The organism is Muribacter muris (assembly GCF_004569585.1).
Taxonomy (GTDB): Bacteria; Pseudomonadota; Gammaproteobacteria; order Enterobacterales; family Pasteurellaceae; genus Muribacter; species Muribacter muris.
Window position 1 is genome coordinate 1 of record NZ_SPPA01000031.1, and the last position, 18,455, is coordinate 18,455.

The window sequence follows — 18,455 nt, forward strand, 5'->3', positions numbered from 1 at the left end:
GCGAGCAGTAACACCCGCAATAAACAGTTCAATCAGTTTGTTTTGCTTGTACTGACTTAAACGACTTCTTCTCATAGGGATTATTCTAACCTGAAATTAGATTTCCCTAGTTATCTAGTACAGCCCCTTATTTTAAGAGGACTTTCCTATGAAAAAATTATTAGCTATCTTAGCAATATCTACTATGTTGACTGCTTGTGCTGGTACAGAGGATATCAATGCTACGCGTGGTTTAAATTCATCTCGTGTTACAAAAGCAGAGCTTGAACAATATAATAAGCAACGAGTAAATGAAGTCGCTGAAGCTCAAACTCAGGCTGCTAAAGCACAAGGATATGCTGAAACTATTCGTCAAGGTGCTTCGGCTGTTCAAGAAGGTATCGGTGCTGTTAAATCTATAATGAGTGTATTTGGTGTATATCGTTAATATGAAATTTTAAAGTAACTGTATATAAAAAATAATACTAATTTAAAACCTCTACAGATAACTATATTGTAGGGGTTTTACTATATCTTAAAAAGAGCGAGATTTTATAATTTTATTGACTGGTATTATTTAAAAAAGAAGTCAGTAACAGCTTCAGTTTCAAGAGTGGTTGTAAGAGGAGTGCGATAAGTCAAAGTTACAGTTGGAAAATATGCAGATAATTACTAAAAAAGCCCTTTCATTCTAAAAGGGCTTTTTCTATTTTCGTTTAGGCTACGCTAAAATTAAACGCGTTTAAAGTCTAAATGAACAAGTTTTGGTTTAGTCGGGTGGCGTTGAATGGCTTGTACTTTAACTTGCTCTTCTTTGCCGGCAACAACGATAGTTAATACTTCGTTATAGAACGCATCGTGGATTTGGGCGTTGTTAACTTTATCGTGATCTAAAATGATGGATACAGGCTCTGCTTTACCGCCGTAGATGATTGCAGGCACTTGACCATTATGACGCAGGCGGCGGCTCGCACCCTTACCTTGCGCCGAACGAACTTCAGCTTCAAATTTGAATGACATTGTTTAAGTCTCATTATTGGGGAACGAATGTTCCGTGAATCAAAAATAGCAGGCGACCCAGCTATTCCCAAAAAATTAACGGCAAAAAGCCGAGCGCATATTTTAATGCGGTTTTATTAAAAAGCAAGACTAATTTCATCGAATATCCTGTTTGATAATGTTATTTTTAATGGTTTGTCAGTTTATTTTAAACAGGGTAAGTAATGGGATTTTGTGGAAAATAATTGTAAAATATGCGGCGATTTTTTAACGTATCATTCTACTTTGGAGGTCTAGTTAAATGGGGCATTCTACATCATTAAGTCCTGATAACATTCAAGATGTGAAGAAGGCGATTTTGCATAAATTGGTATTTGCATTAGGGGTTGAACCACGGGAAGCGAGCCGGCGTAACTGGCTGAATGCAGCTCTGCGTGTTGTGCGGGATCTGTCCACTCAATCGTGGCTGCAAACCCGTCGCAGCCAAGCGGCAAATACCAGCCGCCGTGTCTATTATCTCTCTATGGAGTTTTTGATGGGGAGAACCTTCAGTAATGCAATGATTGCAGAAGGTGTTTATGAATTAGTGAAAGCGGCGTTTGATGAACTGGGGCAGGATTTAGAGGATATTATCAACGAAGAAGGCGATCCCGGTTTAGGCAACGGCGGGTTAGGGCGTTTAGCCGCCTGTTATATGGACAGCTTAGCTGCAATGAAAATTCCGGCTATCGGCTATGGGATTCGCTATGAATACGGTATGTTCCGCCAAGAAATTAAAAATGGGGAACAAGTGGAGCATCCGGATTATTGGCTTGAGCAAGAATTTGCTTGGCCTTATGTGCGTGCCAGTAAGCGTTTTAAAGTCCGTTTTGGCGGCAGAACGTGGCAGGAAGGTAAGAAGACCCATTGGCGTGCGGAAGAAGAAATTATTGCACAGGCGCACGATCAACTGATCCCCGGTTTTGAAATCTCCGCAACCAATAGTTTGCGGCTTTGGTCTGCCCACGCCGGTGAAAAAGTGTTTGATTTGGCGGATTTTAACCGAGGTGATTATTTTGCGGCAATGAGCCGCCAAAACAGCTCGGAAAATGTGTCTCGAGTGCTTTATCCTGACGACTCTACCTACAACGGACGGGAATTACGTTTGCGTCAAGAATATTTTCTGTGTAGTGCCTCGGTGCAAGACATTCTTCGCCGCCACGAAGTCGAATCCGGATCTTGCGAGAATTTAGCCGATAAAGTGGCAATTCACTTGAATGATACGCACCCGACCCTCGCCATTCCGGAGTTGATGCGTATTTTAATCGACGATAAAGGCTATGACTGGGCAAAAGCGTGGGAAATTACCCGCAAGACCTTCTACTATACCAACCACACTTTGATGAGCGAAGCCCTTGAAAGCTGGCCGGTAGAAATGATTGCCCGTATTTTACCTCGTCATTTACAGATTATTTTTGAGATTAACGAATGGTTCTTGCAACAAGTACGGGAAAAATTTGTCGGAGATGACGATCTTGTCCGCCGAGTCTCCATTATTGACGAAAACGGCGAACGCCGAGTACGAATGGCGTGGCTGGCAGTGATTGCCTCAAGCAAAGTAAACGGGGTGGCGAAAATCCATTCCGACTTAATGGTAGAATCCATCTTTGCCGATTTTGCCCGCATTTACCCGGAACGTTTTACCAATGTTACGAACGGTGTAACCCCTCGCCGTTGGATTCAGATTGCCAATCCGGGATTAACCCGCATTTTAGATAAACATATCGGGCAAAACTGGCGAACAGCGCTGACCGAGTTGGATAAATTAAACCGCTTGATTGACGATCCGAATGTTCAAGCGGAAGTGATGGCGGTTAAAGTTGAAAATAAACGCAAACTTGCCGCTTACATTGAAAAAACACAAGGGATTACGCTTAATCCAGAAGCGATTTTTGATGTACAAATCAAGCGTATCCATAAATATAAACGCCAGCAGCTTAACGTGCTACACATCATCACCCTTTATAACCGTATCTTGAAAAATCCGACAGCAGACTGGCAGCCGAGGGTATTTATTTTTGCCGGTAAAGCCGCCAGTGCATATTATGCGGCGAAAAAGGTGATCCGCCTGATCAATGATGTGGCAAACGTGGTGAATAATGACCCCCGTATCCGAGATTTAATCAAAGTGGTGTTTATCCCGAATTACAGCGTAAGCCTAGCACAACTGATTATTCCGGCGGCGGATCTTTCCGAGCAGATTTCCCTTGCCGGTACGGAAGCCTCAGGTACGTCAAATATGAAATTTGCGTTGAACGGTGCATTAACGATAGGCACGCTAGACGGCGCCAATGTCGAGATTTTGGAGAGAGTAGGGCGGGAGAATATTTTCATCTTCGGTCATACGGTGGAACAGGTGGAGGCTTTACGCCGCAACGGTTATTCACCCTACCACTATTTTGAACGGGACTGCGCGCTCAACGAAGCAATCTCACAAATTCTGAACGGCAAATTTTCACCGGACGATCCGTATCGCTACCAAGATCTGATTTTAAATTCAGGGGATTACTATCAAGCCTGCGCCGATTACCGCAGCTATGTGGACACGCAAGAACAGGTCGCCGATTATTTCCGCAATAAAAAAGCGTGGGCACGTTCAGCGATGATTAACATTGCCAATATGGGGTATTTCTCATCGGATCGATCCGTGCTGGATTATGCCCGTGAGATTTGGCAGATTGAGCCAATGAGCGATGAACAGATTGCCACGCAACCTAAAATCGCCGAGTTATTTACTGACGCTACCGAGCGTGTGAGATCGAAATAGAGGCCTTACAAGCGGTCAGTTACGATGGAAAACGTGCAAAATCAATGATATGCCGTAGGGGATAAAGTTGAATTTTAGGCACGTTTTGTTAGTGATTGTGATAAGCGCAAGTCATTGCTGATTATGATGAAAGGGACACCAATGCGGTGTCCCTTTTAGATTGAACTAGCCGTTTTATGTATTTGAGACACAATGCTGCCATTTGCAAAAAATGCCCTTAAACCGACCGCTTGTGGTGAGGTTTAAATCTCTGTTTTCTCTTTGTACTCGCACAGATCTTCAATAATGCACGAGCCGCAGCGGGGCTTGCGGGCAATGCAGGTGTAGCGTCCGTGCAAAATAAGCCAATGATGCACATCGACTTTAAATTCATCAGGCACAACCTTCAGTAGCTTTTCTTCCACTTTCACCACATCTTTTCCGGGGGCAAAATTGGTGCGGTTAGACACACGGAAAATATGGGTATCGACCGCAATGGTCGGCTGCCCGAAAGCGGTGTTCAGTACTACATTGGCGGTTTTACGTCCTACACCGGCGAGGGCTTCCAATTCCTCACGGGTTTGTGGCACTTCACCATTGTGCTTTTCAATGAGATCTCGACAGGTTTTGATGATATTTTCTGCCTTGCTGTTATATAAGCCGATCGTTTTGATGTAGGATTTTAAGCCGTCCACGCCAAGATCCAAAATCGCTTGCGGGGTATTGGCGACAGGGTAAAGTTTGGCGGTCGCTTTATTGACGCCGACATCGGTGGCTTGCGCCGACAAAATCACCGCAATCAGTAATTCAAACGGGTTGCTGTAATTAAGCTCGGTCGTGGGGTGGGGATTTTGATCCCGTAAACGCGTTAAAATTTCAATACGTTTTGCTTTGTTCATTATTTATCCTAAGAAAAGTAGCCTTGATCGATCAGCATTTTGCCAACCATTATGAGCGACATTGTAACAATCAACGGGCGGATAATCTGCTTACCCTTGCTGATTGCCACTTTTGCGCCAAGCGTGCCGCCGATAACCTGACCGATCATCATTACCAACCCCACTTTCCACAAAATATCGCCGCCCAGTGCGAAAAAGAGTAGTGAGGCAATATTAGAGGTAAAATTAAGCACTTTCGCGTGAGCCACACTTTTGGTTAAATTAAAGCCGAGTAGGAGTAAAAATGCGAGGGTGAGGAATGAGCCGGTCGCCGGGCCGAAAACGCCGTCATAAAAGCCGATACCGACAGCCGCTGTAAAGGCAAATAGCGGGTAACTAAGGCGTTGTTTACGATCGTTATTGCTGATAGACGGGCTGAATAAAAAATAGAGCGCAATCAACAGAATGAGAAAGGGTAAGATCGCTTTGAGAGCATTGACATCAATGTTCTGCACCAACAGCGTGCCGAGCGATGCGCCGACAAAGGTCATTAGGATGAGCAGCCAAATTTGGCGTAGATTGACGGCTTTCTGACGCAGAAAATAGAGCGAGGCAGAAAACGAACCGCCACACGCCTGTAATTTGTTCGTGCCGAGGGCGACTGCTGGCGGCATACTCGTTGCCAATAATGCCGGAATGGTGAGTAGCCCGCCACCGCCTGCGATAGCATCAATAAAGCCCGCCACTAACGCCACACCAAAGAGCAGCGAGAGCATATCCAATCCTAATTCCATCTGTGCCTCCGACTGTTAATAGATAACCATCTCGTTACGGTGCAATGCCACCGCACCAAATTCATAGCCGAGTAGTTGCTCGATCTCGTTGGATTTTTTGCCCTTAATCAATGCCAATGCTTCACTGTTATAACGGCTGATGCCGAGAGCTAACGGCTTGCCTGCTTGATTGAGGATTTTCACCACTTCGCCACGGGCAAATTGCCCTTCAATATGGATAATCCCGGCGGGAAGTAAAGATTTATGCTGAATTAACAACGCGTCTTCAGCCCCTTGGTCAATCGTAATCGTGCCTGCCGGCGGTGCGCCGAACAGCCACTGTTTGCGTCCTTCAATACGGTCGGCTTGCACTAAAAAGCGTGTGCCGAGGGCTTCCCCTTTGACGAGAGATAAAATCACATTTGGCGTTTCGCCCGAAGCAATAACGGTTTCTACGCCGGAGCGGGTTGCAATATCGGCGGCGGTAATTTTGGTACTCATACCGCCTGTGCCTAAGCCCGTTACGCTGCCGCCGGCGATTTGGCGAATATCTGGCGTGATTTTTTCGACCACGGAAATCGGTTTGGCATTTTGGTTGGTGCGTGGATCGCTGTCGAACAATGCGGTTTGATCGGTGAGTAAAATCAACTGCTCCGCTTGTGCCAAGATAGCGACAAGAGCGGATAAATTATCGTTATCGCCAATACGAAATTCAGCGGTTGCCACCGCATCATTTTCATTGATGATCGGGATAATCTGCTGCTCAAGCAGGGCGGTTAAGGTATCACGAGCGTTCAAAAAATGGTCTTTATTTTCAATATCGGCACGGGTGAGCAACATTTGCCCGATTTTGATATTGTAAATTGAAAACAGGCTTTCCCAGACTTGAATAAGTTGGCTTTGCCCGACGGCTGCCAGTAATTGCTTGCTGGCAAGGGTGGCAGGCAGCTCACGGTGTCCCAAATAATCCCGCCCCGCCGCCACCGCACCGGAGGTAACTAAAATCAGCCGATGCCCTTGTTGGTGTAGCTCGGCGATCTGTTTGACGATGTCCAACATATGCGGGCGGCTGAGATGCTTTGTCCCGTGAGTGAGGGTACTCGTCCCCAATTTAATTACGATGGTTTTAGTCATTATTTTTTGCAGAAAAAGAAAAGAAACTGACCGCTATTATCTGCTAAAATCCATTTTATTTCAAAGAGAGAGTGTGAATGAAAATTAGCTTAATTGTGGCAAGAAGTCGAAATAAAGTGATAGGTAAAGATAATGCAATGCCGTGGCATTTACCGGTGGATTTGGCGTGGTTTCGTGAAAATACGGTGGGGAAACCGGTGATTATGGGGCGAAAAACCTACCAGTCTATCGGGCGGCTATTGCCGAAACGCCCGAATATTATTTTATCCCGTACGCATTTTGAGGTGGAAGGGGCGTATGCCGCCACGGATTTGGCACAAGCGGTCGCGTTAGCGCAAAAACTTGCAACGGGCGATGAAATAATGATTATTGGCGGCGGGGCTATTTTCCAACAGGCGATCGCTTTGGCAGATACCCTGTATTTAACGGACATTCAAGCCGATATTGACGGCGATACTTTCTTTGATTTTGATGAAAGCCAATGGGATTTGACCGCCGAAAAATATGTAATGAAAGATGAGCAAAATCCGTATGACTGCCGGTTTATGATCTTAGCAAAACGGCAATAGTTGACTATTTTGCTAACTTTTTGAACGGATAGCGTGAATGACTGTGATCTATTTCACAAATCAGTAACATTACGCTTTCTTATTTGTAAATTTTTACTAAAATACGGCGATAATTCGGAACTTCTCTTTTTTATTTATCTGATTTGGAGGGCTTATGGCTCTATTTCTGAGTATTTTTCCTATCGTATTGCTGATTTACCTAATGGTTAAACGCAATGCACTTCCTTCTTACCTTGCATTGCCGTGGATTGCGGTGGTCGTGCTGATTATCCAACTTATCTATTTCGGCACGGATATTACACTCGTCAGTGCCAATATTGCCTCTGCAATTGTGGCGGTGCAAACGCCGATTACGGTAATTTTCGGGGCAATTTTATTCAACCGTTTTTCCGAAGTCTCCGGGGTAACTAATACCTTGCGTAAATGGCTCGGTAATATCAATCCGAATCCGGTGGCGCAAATTATGATCATCGGTTGGGCGTTCGCCTTTATGATTGAAGGGGCGAGCGGTTTCGGTACACCGGCAGCGATCGCCGCACCGATTTTGGTCGGGTTAGGTTTCCCGCCGTTAAGAGTGGCAATGTTGGCGTTGGTAATGAACTCCGTGCCGGTCTCTTTTGGTGCGGTCGGCACACCGACGTGGTTCGGAATGGGGCCGTTACAACTGGGTGAAGCGCAAATTTTGGAGATCGGCTCAATTACCGCCTTTATCCACTCTTTTGCGGCATTGGTAATTCCATTGATGGCGTTATTGCTTATCGTTTCTTGGCAAGAGATCCGCAAAAACCTCGTGTTTATTTACATTAGCGTCTTTGCCTGTGTGGTGCCGTATTTCTTGTTAGCACAAGTTAACTACGAATTTCCGTCATTAGTGGGTGGTGCAATCGGGTTATTGATTTCTGTCTTGGTGGCAAACAAAGGCATCGGCTTGGCAAAAGTGGAAAATACGCTGGAACAAAGCAGTGTTTCGACCGGTGAAGTGGTTAAAGCCTTATTCCCGACCGGTTTATTGATTGCTATTTTAATTATTACCCGTATCCACCAATTACCGTTTAAAGCAATGATGAACGATGCGGCGTCGTGGTTTAGCGTCCAACTCGGTTCATTAGGGTTGTTTGACATTAGCCAAGGGTTAATTTTCAGTTTGAAAAATATTTTTGGTACCTCAATCAATGCGAGTTATAAATTACTCTATGTGCCGGCACTTATCCCGTTTGTGATTACCGTGTTAATTGCGATTCCGGTATTTGCGGTATCGGCTGGCAAAACGAAAGATATTTTTGTCGGCAGCTTTAAACAGACCAAAAATCCGTTCTTCGCCTTAGTCGGTGCATTGATTATGGTGAATTTAATGCTAGTGGGCGGCGACGGTTCAATGGTAAAAATTATCGGCAAAAGTTTTGCTGAAGCCACCGGTGAATACTGGACGTTGTTTGCTTCATACCTAGGGGCTGTGGGGGCGTTCTTCTCCGGTTCAAATACCGTTTCAAACTTAACGTTCGGTAGCGTACAGCTATCAACAGCGGAATTAACCGGTTTATCCGCAAGTCTCATTCTTGCATTGCAATCCGTTGGCGGTGCAATGGGGAATATGGTGTGCATCAATAATATTGTTGCGGTAAATTCCGTGTTAAATATTGAGAATAAAGAGGGTGCTATTCTGAAGAAAACCGTTGTGCCAATGATCATTTACGGTATTATTGCCGCATTGGTTGCACTGTTTATTGTGCCGATTTTCTACGCACTTTAAAACACGTTAGTATTTTGTTATTTCAAAACAAGCGGGTATATTTTGTTAATTTTTTACAAAATCATACCGCTTGTTTTCTGCTTTTCATTTTTCCGTTTTGTGGGATTGCCGATTAAGCAAACTATGGCTTAGCAAGGCAATATTTGAATGACGGTATTTATTTTTTATATTTTGAGTTTATTGGAGTGATTATGAACGTTAATTTTTACGTAACCTGTATCGCCGATGTGGTGAAAGCCGGGGTAGCCAAAAATAGCGTATTATTGCTGGAGAAGCTCGGTTGCAACGTAACTTTCCTTGAAAAACAAGGCTGTTGCGGACAACCGGCAATCAATAGCGGTTATACCAAGCAGGCTTTAGCGGGAATGAAGAACTTGGTTGAAACCTTTGAGGTAAATGATGATCCGATTGTTGCCCCTGCCGGCTCTTGTGTTTATGCGATCAAAAACTATCCGGACTATTTTGAACGCTTCGGCGAAAGCGAGTGGGCAAAACGGGCAGAAAAAGTTGCCAACCGTTTCCACGATCTGACCGATTTTATCGTGAATAAATTGGGCGTAACCAACGTAGGTGCGCAATTAACCGGACGCGCTGTCTATCACCCCTCCTGCAGTCTTTTCCGTAAATTAGGCGTTGTCAATGAACCTGTTACCCTATTGCAAAATGTGAAAGGGCTAGAATTATTGCCAATTCACAACCAACAGACCTGTTGCGGCTTCGGTGGCACATTCTCCGTTAAAATGGCGGAGATTTCCGGTGAAATGGTTACGGAGAAAGTCGCACATATTGCCGATGCGGAGCCGGATTATTTAATCGGTGCAGATGTCAGTTGCTTGTTGAATATTGGCGGGCGTTTAAGCCGTGAGGGCAAAAACGTCAAAGTAATGCACATTGCCGAAGTGTTAATGCAGGGAGGGAACTAAAATGTCGTTAAAAACCAGCCATCTTGCCTTTAAAGCCCGTGTGGATAACCAAATCCATAATGAAATGATGCGCAAAGCCATTGTCAAAGCGCAAGAAACTATCGGCACAAATCGTCAAAAAATGGTGGACGAGCTAGGGCACTGGGAGGAGTGGCGTGATCTCTCCAAACAAATTCGTAACCACGTTCTTGCCAATTTAGACGCTTATCTTCATCAACTTAGCGAAAAAGTAATTCAAAACGGCGGTAAGATTTATTTTGCAGAAACGGCAGAGGAAGCCACCGCTTACATTCGCCAAGTGGCACTGGAAAAGAAAGCGAAAAAAATTGTGAAGTCCAAGTCTATGGTAACGGAAGAAATCGGGCTGAACGAGGTGCTTGAAAAAGAGGGAATGAGCGTTGTTGAAACGGATTTGGGCGAATATTTGCTGCAAATCGTTGGCGATAAACCGTCTCATATTGTTGTGCCGGCAATTCACAAAGATCGCCATAAAATCCGTCAAGAATTACACGATACGTTAGGCTATGACGGCCCGGAAACACCGGAAGCAATGACGCTGTTTGTACGGGAAAAAATCCGCCAAGATTTCTTGGAAGCAGACATCGGCATTAGCGGCTGTAACTTTGCAGTGGCGGAAACCGGCTCAGTCTGTTTAGTTACCAACGAAGGTAACTTACGTCTGGCAACCACTGTGCCGAAAACGCACATCGCAGTAATGGGAATGGAGCGTTTAGCGCCGACTTTCAAAGAAGTCGATGTACTGATTACAATGTTGGCTCGCAGTGCGGTAGGGGCAAAACTCACCGCTTACAATACTTGGCTGACAGGCCCTCGCCTTGAGGGTGAAACGGACGGGCCGGAAGAGTTTCACTTAGTGGTAGTGGATAACGGTCGCTCAAAAATCTTAGCCAGCGAATTTAAGGAAGTATTGCGTTGTATCCGCTGCGGTGCTTGTTTGAATACCTGTCCGGCATACCGTCAAATTGGCGGGCACGGCTACGGTTCGATTTATCCGGGCCCGATTGGTTCAGTGATTTCACCGCTGTTGGGCGGTTATGAGGAATTTAAAGAGCTACCGTATGCCTGCTCATTGTGTACGGCGTGTAACTCGGTTTGTCCGGTGAAAATCCCGCTTGCGCAGTTGATCTTAAAACACCGCGAGCATATTGCTCAAAACGGGATGACGCCGGCGGCAGAGCGTCTATCCATTTTCGGCTTTAATTTTGCCAATTCCCATCCAACCTTATGGAAAGTCGGGGTGAATTTGGGGGCAAAAGTTGCCGGTAAATTGATTAAAAACGGCAAAGCACCGATTGAAGTCGGTGCATTGGCGGAATGGACGAAAGCACGGGATTTACCATCGGCAGAAGGACAAAGTTTCCGTGATTGGTTTAATAGCAGAGGGAAATAAAATGGATATGCAAAATCGTGAGAATTTTCTGAATAAATTGGCGGAAAAAATGGGGAAATCCCGCCAATTAACGCCTGAACCGATGCCGGAATTGGTCAATGATTATCCGCAAACCCGCTTAACCGATCGCAGCCAAGCAGTCCTCTGCAACGAATTTATTGAGTTTGCACGAGTGATGATGGCAGATGTTGTGGTAGCAAACGCGGAAGATGCTGCACAGACTCTTATTGAGATCTGTGAGAAATACGGTGGCGGTAGTGTAATTTTAAATAATGACAGCCGTTTAGCCGACTTAGGCATTCTATCGGCAGTGCAAAGCCGATTTGAAAGCTATGTTTGGGATCACGATCAAGGGCAAAATAATATTGCACAGGCGGAAAAAGCGGACATCGGCATTGTTTACGGCGAATACGGCTTGGCGGAGTCGGGCGGTATCGTGTTATTTTCGGACAAAGCCTTTGGACGTTCGGTCAGTTTATTGCCGGAAACCTCGATTGTTGTGTTGAGAAAAAGCAATGTCTTGCCGCGCGTTGCCCAACTGGCAAATATTTTAGATGCAAAAGCGAAACAGGGCGAAAGAATGCCGTCTTGTATCAACATTATCTCCGGCCCAAGTGCGACTGCCGATATTGAGTTAATCAAGGTCGTTGGGGTACACGGCCCGGTTTCTAAAGTGTATTTAGTGATTGACGATCTGTAATTTGCAAAAAATATAAGTAAAAAGACCGCTTGTTGTGAAAGACAAGCGGTCTTTTTTAGAGGAAAACTCCCTATGTGTAGCTAATCCACAAGCGGATATTCTCCACCGGATTAAGTGGTAAACTCATTTCAATTAGTTCAACACCCAAACCCGCCCAAAGTGTTTCATATGACCGGCTTGATGCCCCGCCTGATCACCGATGCCTTGGTATAGATCGAAATGTTGCCCTTTCACCGCACCGCCGCGATCTAAAGCAACCATTAAGCGTAATTGATGTTTGCCTGTCCAGTTCCCTTTTTGGTCGATAAGTGGCATTTCCACTAATAATACACTACCGGAAGGGACAATATTGGTATCCGAAGCTACCGATGCCAATGCCACGAGCGGCACACCAGCAGAGCCTTTCACATCAAAGGTATTGTCCGGTCGGAAATAAACAAACGAACGGTTTTGCTCAAGCAAGGATTGTACTCGGGAAGGGTTGCGGGCTGCCCACGCTTTGATCGCTTGCGTGGACATCTTTTCCTTTGGAATTTCGCCGGCTTCAACCAGTAATCGCCCGATGCCCGTGTAGCTGTAACCGTTTTTGTCTCCGTAGGCAAAGTGGCGTAAATTGCCGTTGCCGATATCGACAAAACCGCTTCCTTGGACTTCCATTAAAAAGTTGTCCAACATTGAATTGCTATACGCCAGCTCAAGCCCTTTTCCCGCTAATGCACCATTATAAATCTCTGCACGAGTATATTTTTTATTGCCTTTCGGAATAGTGTAGATCGGGTGGCGGAACTGCCCTTGCGGTATAGTTCTGGCTTTAATCACCGGAATGAAATAGCCTGTCATCATCACATTTTGATAGCCGTCTTGCCCTCGCATTAAACGGGCGTTGATACCGTATCTTGACAGCTCGTTGATATTTGCCCCTGCTGCAACCCAAGACGATAATTTGCCATAGGTGTGAGCGTAGCGGGCGGTGATATTGTTGGAATACGCCCGAACATTAGCGATTTGACGCATAAAATCACGGCTATTGGCAATTTTGCCATTAACACCAACCCGAGCCGTCGATACCATAGGCAAACTGCTTGAGATAAATTGCCGTCCCTGAAATTTTGCCCCAAATTTGACGGTATCCGGATCGATACGTGAGGTTTTTTTCGTCGTTTTGGTGCTGCAGCCGACTGCTAACAGTGCAATACCGGTTAAAAGAGCAATTTTTTGAGATGCTTTCCAAGCCATAGAATGTGTGTCCTTTAAACGAAGTAAATAAGATGTTAAAAGAGTGCTTAGAGTAACAAAAAAACAGGTAAAACGGTATAAAAATTATTGTCGTAAAAAAGAGCTTAATTTGGTGATTTTATCCTAATATTGCCTTTTTCTTAGGCATTTAAACTGCTAAAACGCGATTACTACTTGCGTTTATACGTTTTTACGCTATGATAAGCCTATCTGACGCGGGGTGGAGCAGCTTGGTAGCTCGTCGGGCTCATAACCCGAAGGTCGTTGGTTCAAATCCAGCCCCCGCAACCATTTCTAATATTTTCTATTCTTAATTCCCTTTTTTAAGCTGAACAAATCCTTTATACTCAAATCCCTATTTTATATTATCGAGGCTGTGCTATGTCGGTGATTCATCAACCTTCATTAAACCAATTTATCTATTTGACAGATGAGGGGCAGCAGGGCGGTGTGTTGGCGTATCGTTATCTTTCCGAGGCTAAAATTGAGGCTTTTCACACCAAAGTTGTGCCAGAGTTACAAGGCAAAGGCATTGCGGGGGAACTCTACAATGCCTTGATTGCGTTTGCGTTGCAACAGCATTTAAAGATTAAACCGAGTTGCAGTTATGTTGATGCAAAAATGCGCCGTAATCATTCGGCGCTGATAGGCTAGTTTTTCACGAGCAGCGCCACCGCTTCGCAGGCGATGCCTTCGCCTCTGCCGGTAAAGCCAAGTTTTTCGGTGGTAGTGGCTTTAACGTTTACTTGGCTGATGTCGCACTGCAAATCTTCGGCGATAGCCTGACGCATTTGATCGATATAAGGACGCATTTTAGGCGCTTGTGCAATAATAGTTACATCAACATTGCCGACTTTATAGCCGCTAGCCTGTACCTGACGATAAGCCTCAATCAATAACCCGCGGCTGTTTGCCCCTTTGTATGCCATATCCGTATCGGGAAATAGTTTGCCGATATCACCTAAGGCGGCTGCACCGAGTAGGGCATCGGTGAGTGCGTGAAGTGCCACATCGCCGTCCGAGTGGGCAATAAAACCTTTTTCATAAGGAATGCTGACGCCGCCGATAATCAGCGGGCCTTGTTCGCTAAAGGCGTGTACGTCAAAGCCGTGTCCGATTCGTATCATTTTATGTTCCTTCTTTCATCAAATAAAATTCGGCGAGGGCTAAATCCTCCGGCCGAGTGATTTTAATATTGTCGCTGCGACCTGCCACTAATTGCGGGTGAAAACCGGCATATTCCATTGCGGAGGCTTCGTCCGTTACCGTAAATCCCTGTTGAAAGGCAGCGTTTAATGCTGTTTTTAGCTTCCCTGCCGGAAAAAATTGCGGGGTAAGTGCGTGCCAAAGGGCTGAGCGATCTTCGGTGCGGGCAATGTGCGTGCCGTTTGCCCGTTTGATAGTATCGATCGCCGGCGTAGCTAAAATTGCACCTTGCGGGTCGTCAATTTGCAAAAGTTTGTCGAGATCTGACCGCTTGAGGCAAGGTCTTGCTGCATCGTGAACCAGCACCCAGCAGTGATCGTCCACCACGCTCAACGCGTTAAAGACCGATTCGGCACGGGTTTCACCGCCAAATACAAGCTGAATCTTATCCGATTTTAGCTGTGCGATTTGCGGATAATATTGATCTGTTTCAGAGACGGCGACAACAATTTTCCGTATATGCGGGTGGGTGAGAAAACAGTCTAGCGTATGCTCCAAAATTGTTTTGCCGTGTAGCATTAAATATTGTTTCGGAAACGGCGCATTCATTCGGCTGCCGACACCGGAGGCAGGGATAATCGCTATAATTTCACGCATCATTGATTCCATTAGTTTTTTGGTACGATACGGTAGAAGGTTTCATCGCTTTTCACCATTTCTCGCTCAAGGCGAGCCCGTTCTTCTAAGGCATTCACGCCGTATTTCAGATCGTGAATTTCGGCAGAAATCAACGCATTGCGTGCTTCAAGTTGCGCTTTTTTATCGCTTAATTGTGCAACGGCTTGTTTGGCATCTTGATATTCTAACCAGCCGTTTTGCCCAAACCAAAAGAGGTATTGAAAATAAAAAAAGACGCCGGATAAACTAATAATCAGTAAGCGCATAGAGTGTCTAAAAATACTATCGGATAGCGTATTTTACTCTGATTTTGCAATAGTCGTGGCAAAAAACAAAAAATTTTTTACCAATATTGAAAAGTTTGAAGTATGTAACATTTTTTTGAAGCGAAATCCCCTATAATCCGGCTCATCAATTTTATTCTTCAACTTATTAAACGAGGTAGAATCTTATGTTGAATCGTGTGGAACAGGAACTCTTAGCGTTGGGCATTACTAATGTCAAAGAAATCGTGCATAACCCAAGCTATGAACAGCTTTTTGAAGAAGAGATGAAACCGGGGCTGGAAGGTTTTGAAAAAGGAACGCTCACAACATCTGGTGCAGTGGCAGTGGATACGGGGATTTTTACTGGTCGTTCGCCAAAAGATAAATATTTAGTATTGGACGAAAACACCAAAGACACGGTTTGGTGGACATCCGATGCGGTTAAAAATGACAACAAACCGATGAACCAAGCCACTTGGCAGAGTTTAAAAGAGCTGGTAACTCATCAACTGTCTAATAAACGTTTATTTGTGATTGACGCATTCTGTGGGGCGAATAAAGACAGCCGCGTTGCCGTGCGTATCGTTACGGAAGTGGCGTGGCAGGCGCATTTCGTGAAAAATATGTTTATCCGCCCGAGTGAAGCGGAATTGGCAACATTCAGCCCGGATTTTGTGGTGATGAACGGCTCGAAAGTAACGAACCCGAATTGGAAAGAGCAGGGCTTAAACTCCGAAAACTTTGTTGCGTTTAATTTAACCGAAAAAATTCAGCTTATTGGCGGTACTTGGTACGGCGGCGAGATGAAAAAAGGCTTGTTCTCGCTGATGAATTACTGGCTACCATTAAAAGGCATTGCGTCAATGCACTGTTCGGCAAATGTGGGCGAAGCAGGCGATGTGGCGGTCTTCTTTGGTTTATCCGGTACGGGTAAAACCACCCTTTCTACCGATCCGAAACGTAAATTGATCGGGGACGATGAACACGGCTGGGATGATGACGGAGTTTTCAACTACGAGGGCGGCTGCTATGCGAAAACGATCAAGCTATCTCCTGAAAACGAACCGGATATTTACGGCGCAATTAAACGTGATGCGTTATTGGAAAACGTAGTGGTTCGGGCAGACGGTTCGGTAGATTATGATGACGGCTCAAAAACAGAAAACACCCGTGTGTCTTATCCGATTTACCATATTAAAAACATTGTTGAGCCGGTTTCTAAAGCGGGGCACGCCAAAAAAGTGATTTTCTTAACTGCGGACGCATTTGGGGTATTACCGCCGGTATCTAAATTAACGCCGGAGCAGACCAAATATTATTTCTTATCGGGCTTTACTGCGAAATTAGCCGGTACGGAGCGAGGTATTACCGAGCCGACACCGACATTCTCCGCCTGTTTTGGTGCAGCTTTCCTCTCGCTACACCCGACAAAATATGCCGAAGTGTTGGTAAAACGAATGGAAGCGTCAGGAGCGGAAGCCTACTTAGTCAATACCGGCTGGAACGGCACGGGTAAACGTATCTCAATTAAAGATACCCGCGGTATTATTGATGCCATTTTAGACGGTTCTATCGAAAATGCGGAAATGCACCAATTACCGATCTTCGAGTTGGCAGTGCCGAAAGCCCTACCGGGTGTTGATCCGGCAATTCTTGACCCTCGTGATACCTATGCTGATGCAGCACAATGGCAAACGAAGGCAGAAGATTTAGCTGCCCGTTTTGTGAAAAATTTCGAGAAATATACCACTAACGAAGAAGGCAAAGCCCTTGTTGCCGCAGGGCCGAAATGCTAATTTAATCCCCTAACAAGCGGTCGGTTTTGCTACTTTTCTTGCAAAACCGACCGCTTGCTTTTCTATGTTTCTGCCTGTTTTAAAAACGCCATTACTTTACATTTCTCATTCGGCTGACAGTCGGAAATCGCCAATAGCCTTTGTTTCATTTCGGTAAGTTGTTGAATTTTCTGTTCGATAGTATGGATATGCTGTGCCACGATCGCATCGGCACAATGTGATTGCTCGACGTTTTGCAACGCTTTAAGTTGCCTAATTTCCTCAATGCTGAACCCAAGCGTTCGGCAGGTTTTAATAAAGTTTAACTCGTTGATATGGGCTTGGGTAAATAAGCGATAACCATTTTCCGCTCGTTGCGGTTCGGTCAGCAACCCGATTTTCTCATAGTAGCGAATCGTTTCGAGGTGAATGCCGGTGATCCGACTAAGCTGCCCTTTTTTGAAAAATGTTAACATCGGTATTGACCTTGTAGTAACTACACCTTTTATCTTAACAACCGAATAGTAGTGAAGTTAATTAAGGAGTTTTTATGTCCCACTCTCATTCCCACGCAGCGCATAATCATCACCACGATCACCACCATATTCCGCAAGATAAGCGTACATTGTTGATCAGCTTTAGCATTATTGCCGGTTTTATGCTGGTGGAATTTGTCGGCGGATATTGGTTTAATAGCCTTGCTTTAATGGCAGATGCCGGTCATATGGCAAATGATGCCTTGTCGTTGGGGCTGGCGTTGCTCGCGCTGTGGGTTTCCGTTCAGCGTTCGAAGGTATCGCAGATTTTGGCTGTCGTCAATGGGGTATCGTTATTACTGATTGCAGGTTATATTATTTGGGAAGCGATAGCGCGTTTGCAAAATCCGATCAAAATGTTACCGCTTCCAATGATGGCGGTCGCGATTATCGGGCTGATCGTCAATATTGTGGTGGCACGTTTAATGTTGAATGCGGATCATAATAACCTGAATATTCGTGCCGCTTATTTACACGTGTTAGCAGATTTGTTCGGTTCGATAGTGGCGATTTTATCGGGATTAGGGGCGTATTTGTTTGATTGGCAGTGGATCGACCCGCTTGCCAGCTTATTACTCAGCCTTATTATTTTACGCAGCGGCTGGCAGATCACTCAAGCCGCCATCGTTGCTCTAAAACGCTGAATGTGCAGGCTCATTGTCTTACCCCCTAATCATTGCATAGATTTTGTCAGATTAATTTGAGCTTAAATTTTTTTCTGCCCAAATTCGTTTTCCATCAACTAATGTTTCCATTGGCGTTCTTCCACAGCACATTTTTCCTCGATGGGTGTTAATGATCATGCAAAAATGCGCCAGGCTGATGCAGTAAGATCATCGAAAAGTGATCCACTGCATCTTTTGATAAACTCCTTGTTATTTAAACAGGGAATAACCTGGTATGCTTTGCATGGAAAC

The 18,455-nt window shown here is 45.1% G+C and carries 19 protein-coding genes, 1 tRNA gene and 1 pseudogene; 11 read left to right on the forward strand and 10 right to left on the reverse strand.

Annotation, left to right across the window (positions count from 1 at the left end; translation table 11 throughout):
- Positions 1 to 75: pseudogene (locus E4T80_RS11240) on the reverse strand (IS1595 family transposase); the annotation flags it as partial.
- A 73-nt stretch (positions 76 to 148) separates the two neighbouring features.
- On the opposite strand from E4T80_RS11240, the gene E4T80_RS11245 reads away from it, so the two are divergent.
- Entirely contained in the window at positions 149 to 427 is a 279-nt protein-coding gene (locus E4T80_RS11245) for an NGK_0946 family protein (RefSeq protein WP_135058454.1), read from the forward strand.
- Positions 428 to 711: 284 nt separating this feature from the next.
- On the opposite strand, the gene rplY is transcribed toward E4T80_RS11245, so the two are convergent.
- Complete coding sequence (rplY, locus tag E4T80_RS11250) at positions 712 to 999, reverse strand: 50S ribosomal protein L25 (RefSeq protein WP_047976208.1); 288 nt, start codon at positions 997 to 999, stop codon at positions 712 to 714.
- 280 nt (positions 1,000 to 1,279) lie between these two features.
- On the opposite strand from rplY, the gene E4T80_RS11255 reads away from it, so the two are divergent.
- Complete coding sequence (locus tag E4T80_RS11255) at positions 1,280 to 3,784, forward strand: glycogen/starch/alpha-glucan phosphorylase (protein WP_135058456.1); 2,505 nt, start codon at positions 1,280 to 1,282, stop codon at positions 3,782 to 3,784.
- 242 nt (positions 3,785 to 4,026) lie between these two features.
- Here E4T80_RS11255 and nth read toward each other — a convergent pair whose 3' ends face one another.
- Genes nth through proB form a run of 3 tightly spaced genes read right to left on the reverse strand, consistent with a single transcriptional unit; the run spans position 4,027 to position 6,548 of the window.
- A complete protein-coding gene (gene nth / locus E4T80_RS11260) occupies positions 4,027 to 4,662 on the reverse strand; it encodes an endonuclease III (protein ID WP_135058458.1) in 636 nt (211 codons plus the stop codon).
- Positions 4,663 to 4,670: 8 nt separating this feature from the next.
- A complete protein-coding gene (locus tag E4T80_RS11265; RefSeq protein WP_135058460.1) occupies positions 4,671 to 5,435 on the reverse strand; it encodes a TSUP family transporter in 765 nt (254 codons plus the stop codon).
- Between the two features lie 15 nt (positions 5,436 to 5,450).
- Entirely contained in the window at positions 5,451 to 6,548 is a 1,098-nt protein-coding gene (gene proB, locus E4T80_RS11270) for a glutamate 5-kinase (RefSeq protein ID WP_135058462.1), read from the reverse strand.
- Positions 6,549 to 6,625: 77 nt separating this feature from the next.
- Here proB and E4T80_RS11275 point away from each other — a divergent pair, with 77 nt between their 5' ends.
- From E4T80_RS11275 to E4T80_RS11295, 5 genes are all read left to right on the forward strand, one after another.
- Positions 6,626 to 7,117, forward strand: coding sequence for a dihydrofolate reductase (locus E4T80_RS11275; RefSeq protein ID WP_135058464.1), 492 nt, complete (start codon positions 6,626 to 6,628; stop codon positions 7,115 to 7,117).
- A 154-nt stretch (positions 7,118 to 7,271) separates the two neighbouring features.
- Entirely contained in the window at positions 7,272 to 8,867 is a 1,596-nt protein-coding gene (locus E4T80_RS11280) for a lactate permease LctP family transporter (protein WP_135058466.1), read from the forward strand.
- 191 nt (positions 8,868 to 9,058) lie between these two features.
- On the forward strand, positions 9,059 to 9,790 hold the full coding sequence (locus E4T80_RS11285) for a (Fe-S)-binding protein (protein WP_135058468.1): 732 nt from the start codon (positions 9,059 to 9,061) through the stop codon (positions 9,788 to 9,790).
- A gap of 1 nt (position 9,791) precedes the next feature.
- The gene (locus E4T80_RS11290; RefSeq protein ID WP_047976201.1) at positions 9,792 to 11,201 is read left to right on the forward strand and encodes a LutB/LldF family L-lactate oxidation iron-sulfur protein; all 1,410 of its coding nucleotides are present in this window, start codon (positions 9,792 to 9,794) and stop codon (positions 11,199 to 11,201) included.
- A 1-nt stretch (position 11,202) separates the two neighbouring features.
- Positions 11,203 to 11,901 carry a LutC/YkgG family protein gene (locus tag E4T80_RS11295; protein ID WP_135058470.1) on the forward strand — a complete coding sequence of 233 codons (699 nt, stop codon included), beginning with the start codon at positions 11,203 to 11,205 and terminating at the stop codon, positions 11,899 to 11,901.
- 132 nt (positions 11,902 to 12,033) lie between these two features.
- Here the strand turns inward: E4T80_RS11295 and mltA are convergent, their stop codons facing one another.
- On the reverse strand, positions 12,034 to 13,137 hold the full coding sequence (gene mltA / locus E4T80_RS11300) for a murein transglycosylase A (protein ID WP_135058472.1): 1,104 nt from the start codon (positions 13,135 to 13,137) through the stop codon (positions 12,034 to 12,036).
- A 214-nt stretch (positions 13,138 to 13,351) separates the two neighbouring features.
- Between mltA and E4T80_RS11305 the strand changes: the two genes are divergently transcribed.
- Together E4T80_RS11305 and E4T80_RS11310 are read left to right on the forward strand one after the other, a co-directional pair.
- A tRNA-Met gene (locus E4T80_RS11305) sits at positions 13,352 to 13,428 on the forward strand.
- Between the two features lie 90 nt (positions 13,429 to 13,518).
- Positions 13,519 to 13,791 carry a GNAT family N-acetyltransferase gene (locus E4T80_RS11310; RefSeq protein ID WP_135058474.1) on the forward strand — a complete coding sequence of 91 codons (273 nt, stop codon included), beginning with the start codon at positions 13,519 to 13,521 and terminating at the stop codon, positions 13,789 to 13,791.
- Here the strand turns inward: E4T80_RS11310 and ispF are convergent.
- From ispF to ftsB, 3 genes are read right to left on the reverse strand one after another with little or no spacing between them, the layout of a single operon-like run.
- On the reverse strand, positions 13,788 to 14,264 hold the full coding sequence (gene ispF, locus E4T80_RS11315; RefSeq protein ID WP_135058476.1) for a 2-C-methyl-D-erythritol 2,4-cyclodiphosphate synthase: 477 nt from the start codon (positions 14,262 to 14,264) through the stop codon (positions 13,788 to 13,790). The two genes, E4T80_RS11310 and ispF, sit on opposite strands and share 4 nt — an antisense overlap.
- Before the next feature lies 1 nt (position 14,265).
- Positions 14,266 to 14,943, reverse strand: coding sequence for a 2-C-methyl-D-erythritol 4-phosphate cytidylyltransferase (gene ispD, locus E4T80_RS11320; protein WP_135058478.1), 678 nt, complete (start codon positions 14,941 to 14,943; stop codon positions 14,266 to 14,268).
- A gap of 8 nt (positions 14,944 to 14,951) precedes the next feature.
- On the reverse strand, positions 14,952 to 15,227 hold the full coding sequence (gene ftsB, locus E4T80_RS11325; protein ID WP_047976196.1) for a cell division protein FtsB: 276 nt from the start codon (positions 15,225 to 15,227) through the stop codon (positions 14,952 to 14,954).
- Between the two features lie 185 nt (positions 15,228 to 15,412).
- On the opposite strand from ftsB, the gene pckA reads away from it, so the two are divergent.
- Entirely contained in the window at positions 15,413 to 17,023 is a 1,611-nt protein-coding gene (gene pckA / locus E4T80_RS11330; RefSeq protein WP_135058480.1) for a phosphoenolpyruvate carboxykinase (ATP), read from the forward strand.
- A gap of 62 nt (positions 17,024 to 17,085) precedes the next feature.
- Here pckA and E4T80_RS11335 read toward each other — a convergent pair whose 3' ends face one another.
- The gene (locus tag E4T80_RS11335) at positions 17,086 to 17,478 is read right to left on the reverse strand and encodes a MerR family transcriptional regulator (RefSeq protein WP_135058482.1); all 393 of its coding nucleotides are present in this window, start codon (positions 17,476 to 17,478) and stop codon (positions 17,086 to 17,088) included.
- Between the two features lie 74 nt (positions 17,479 to 17,552).
- Between E4T80_RS11335 and E4T80_RS11340 the strand changes: the two genes are divergently transcribed.
- Entirely contained in the window at positions 17,553 to 18,182 is a 630-nt protein-coding gene (locus E4T80_RS11340) for a cation diffusion facilitator family transporter (RefSeq protein ID WP_135058484.1), read from the forward strand.
- The last annotated feature ends 273 nt before the right edge of the window (positions 18,183 to 18,455 follow it).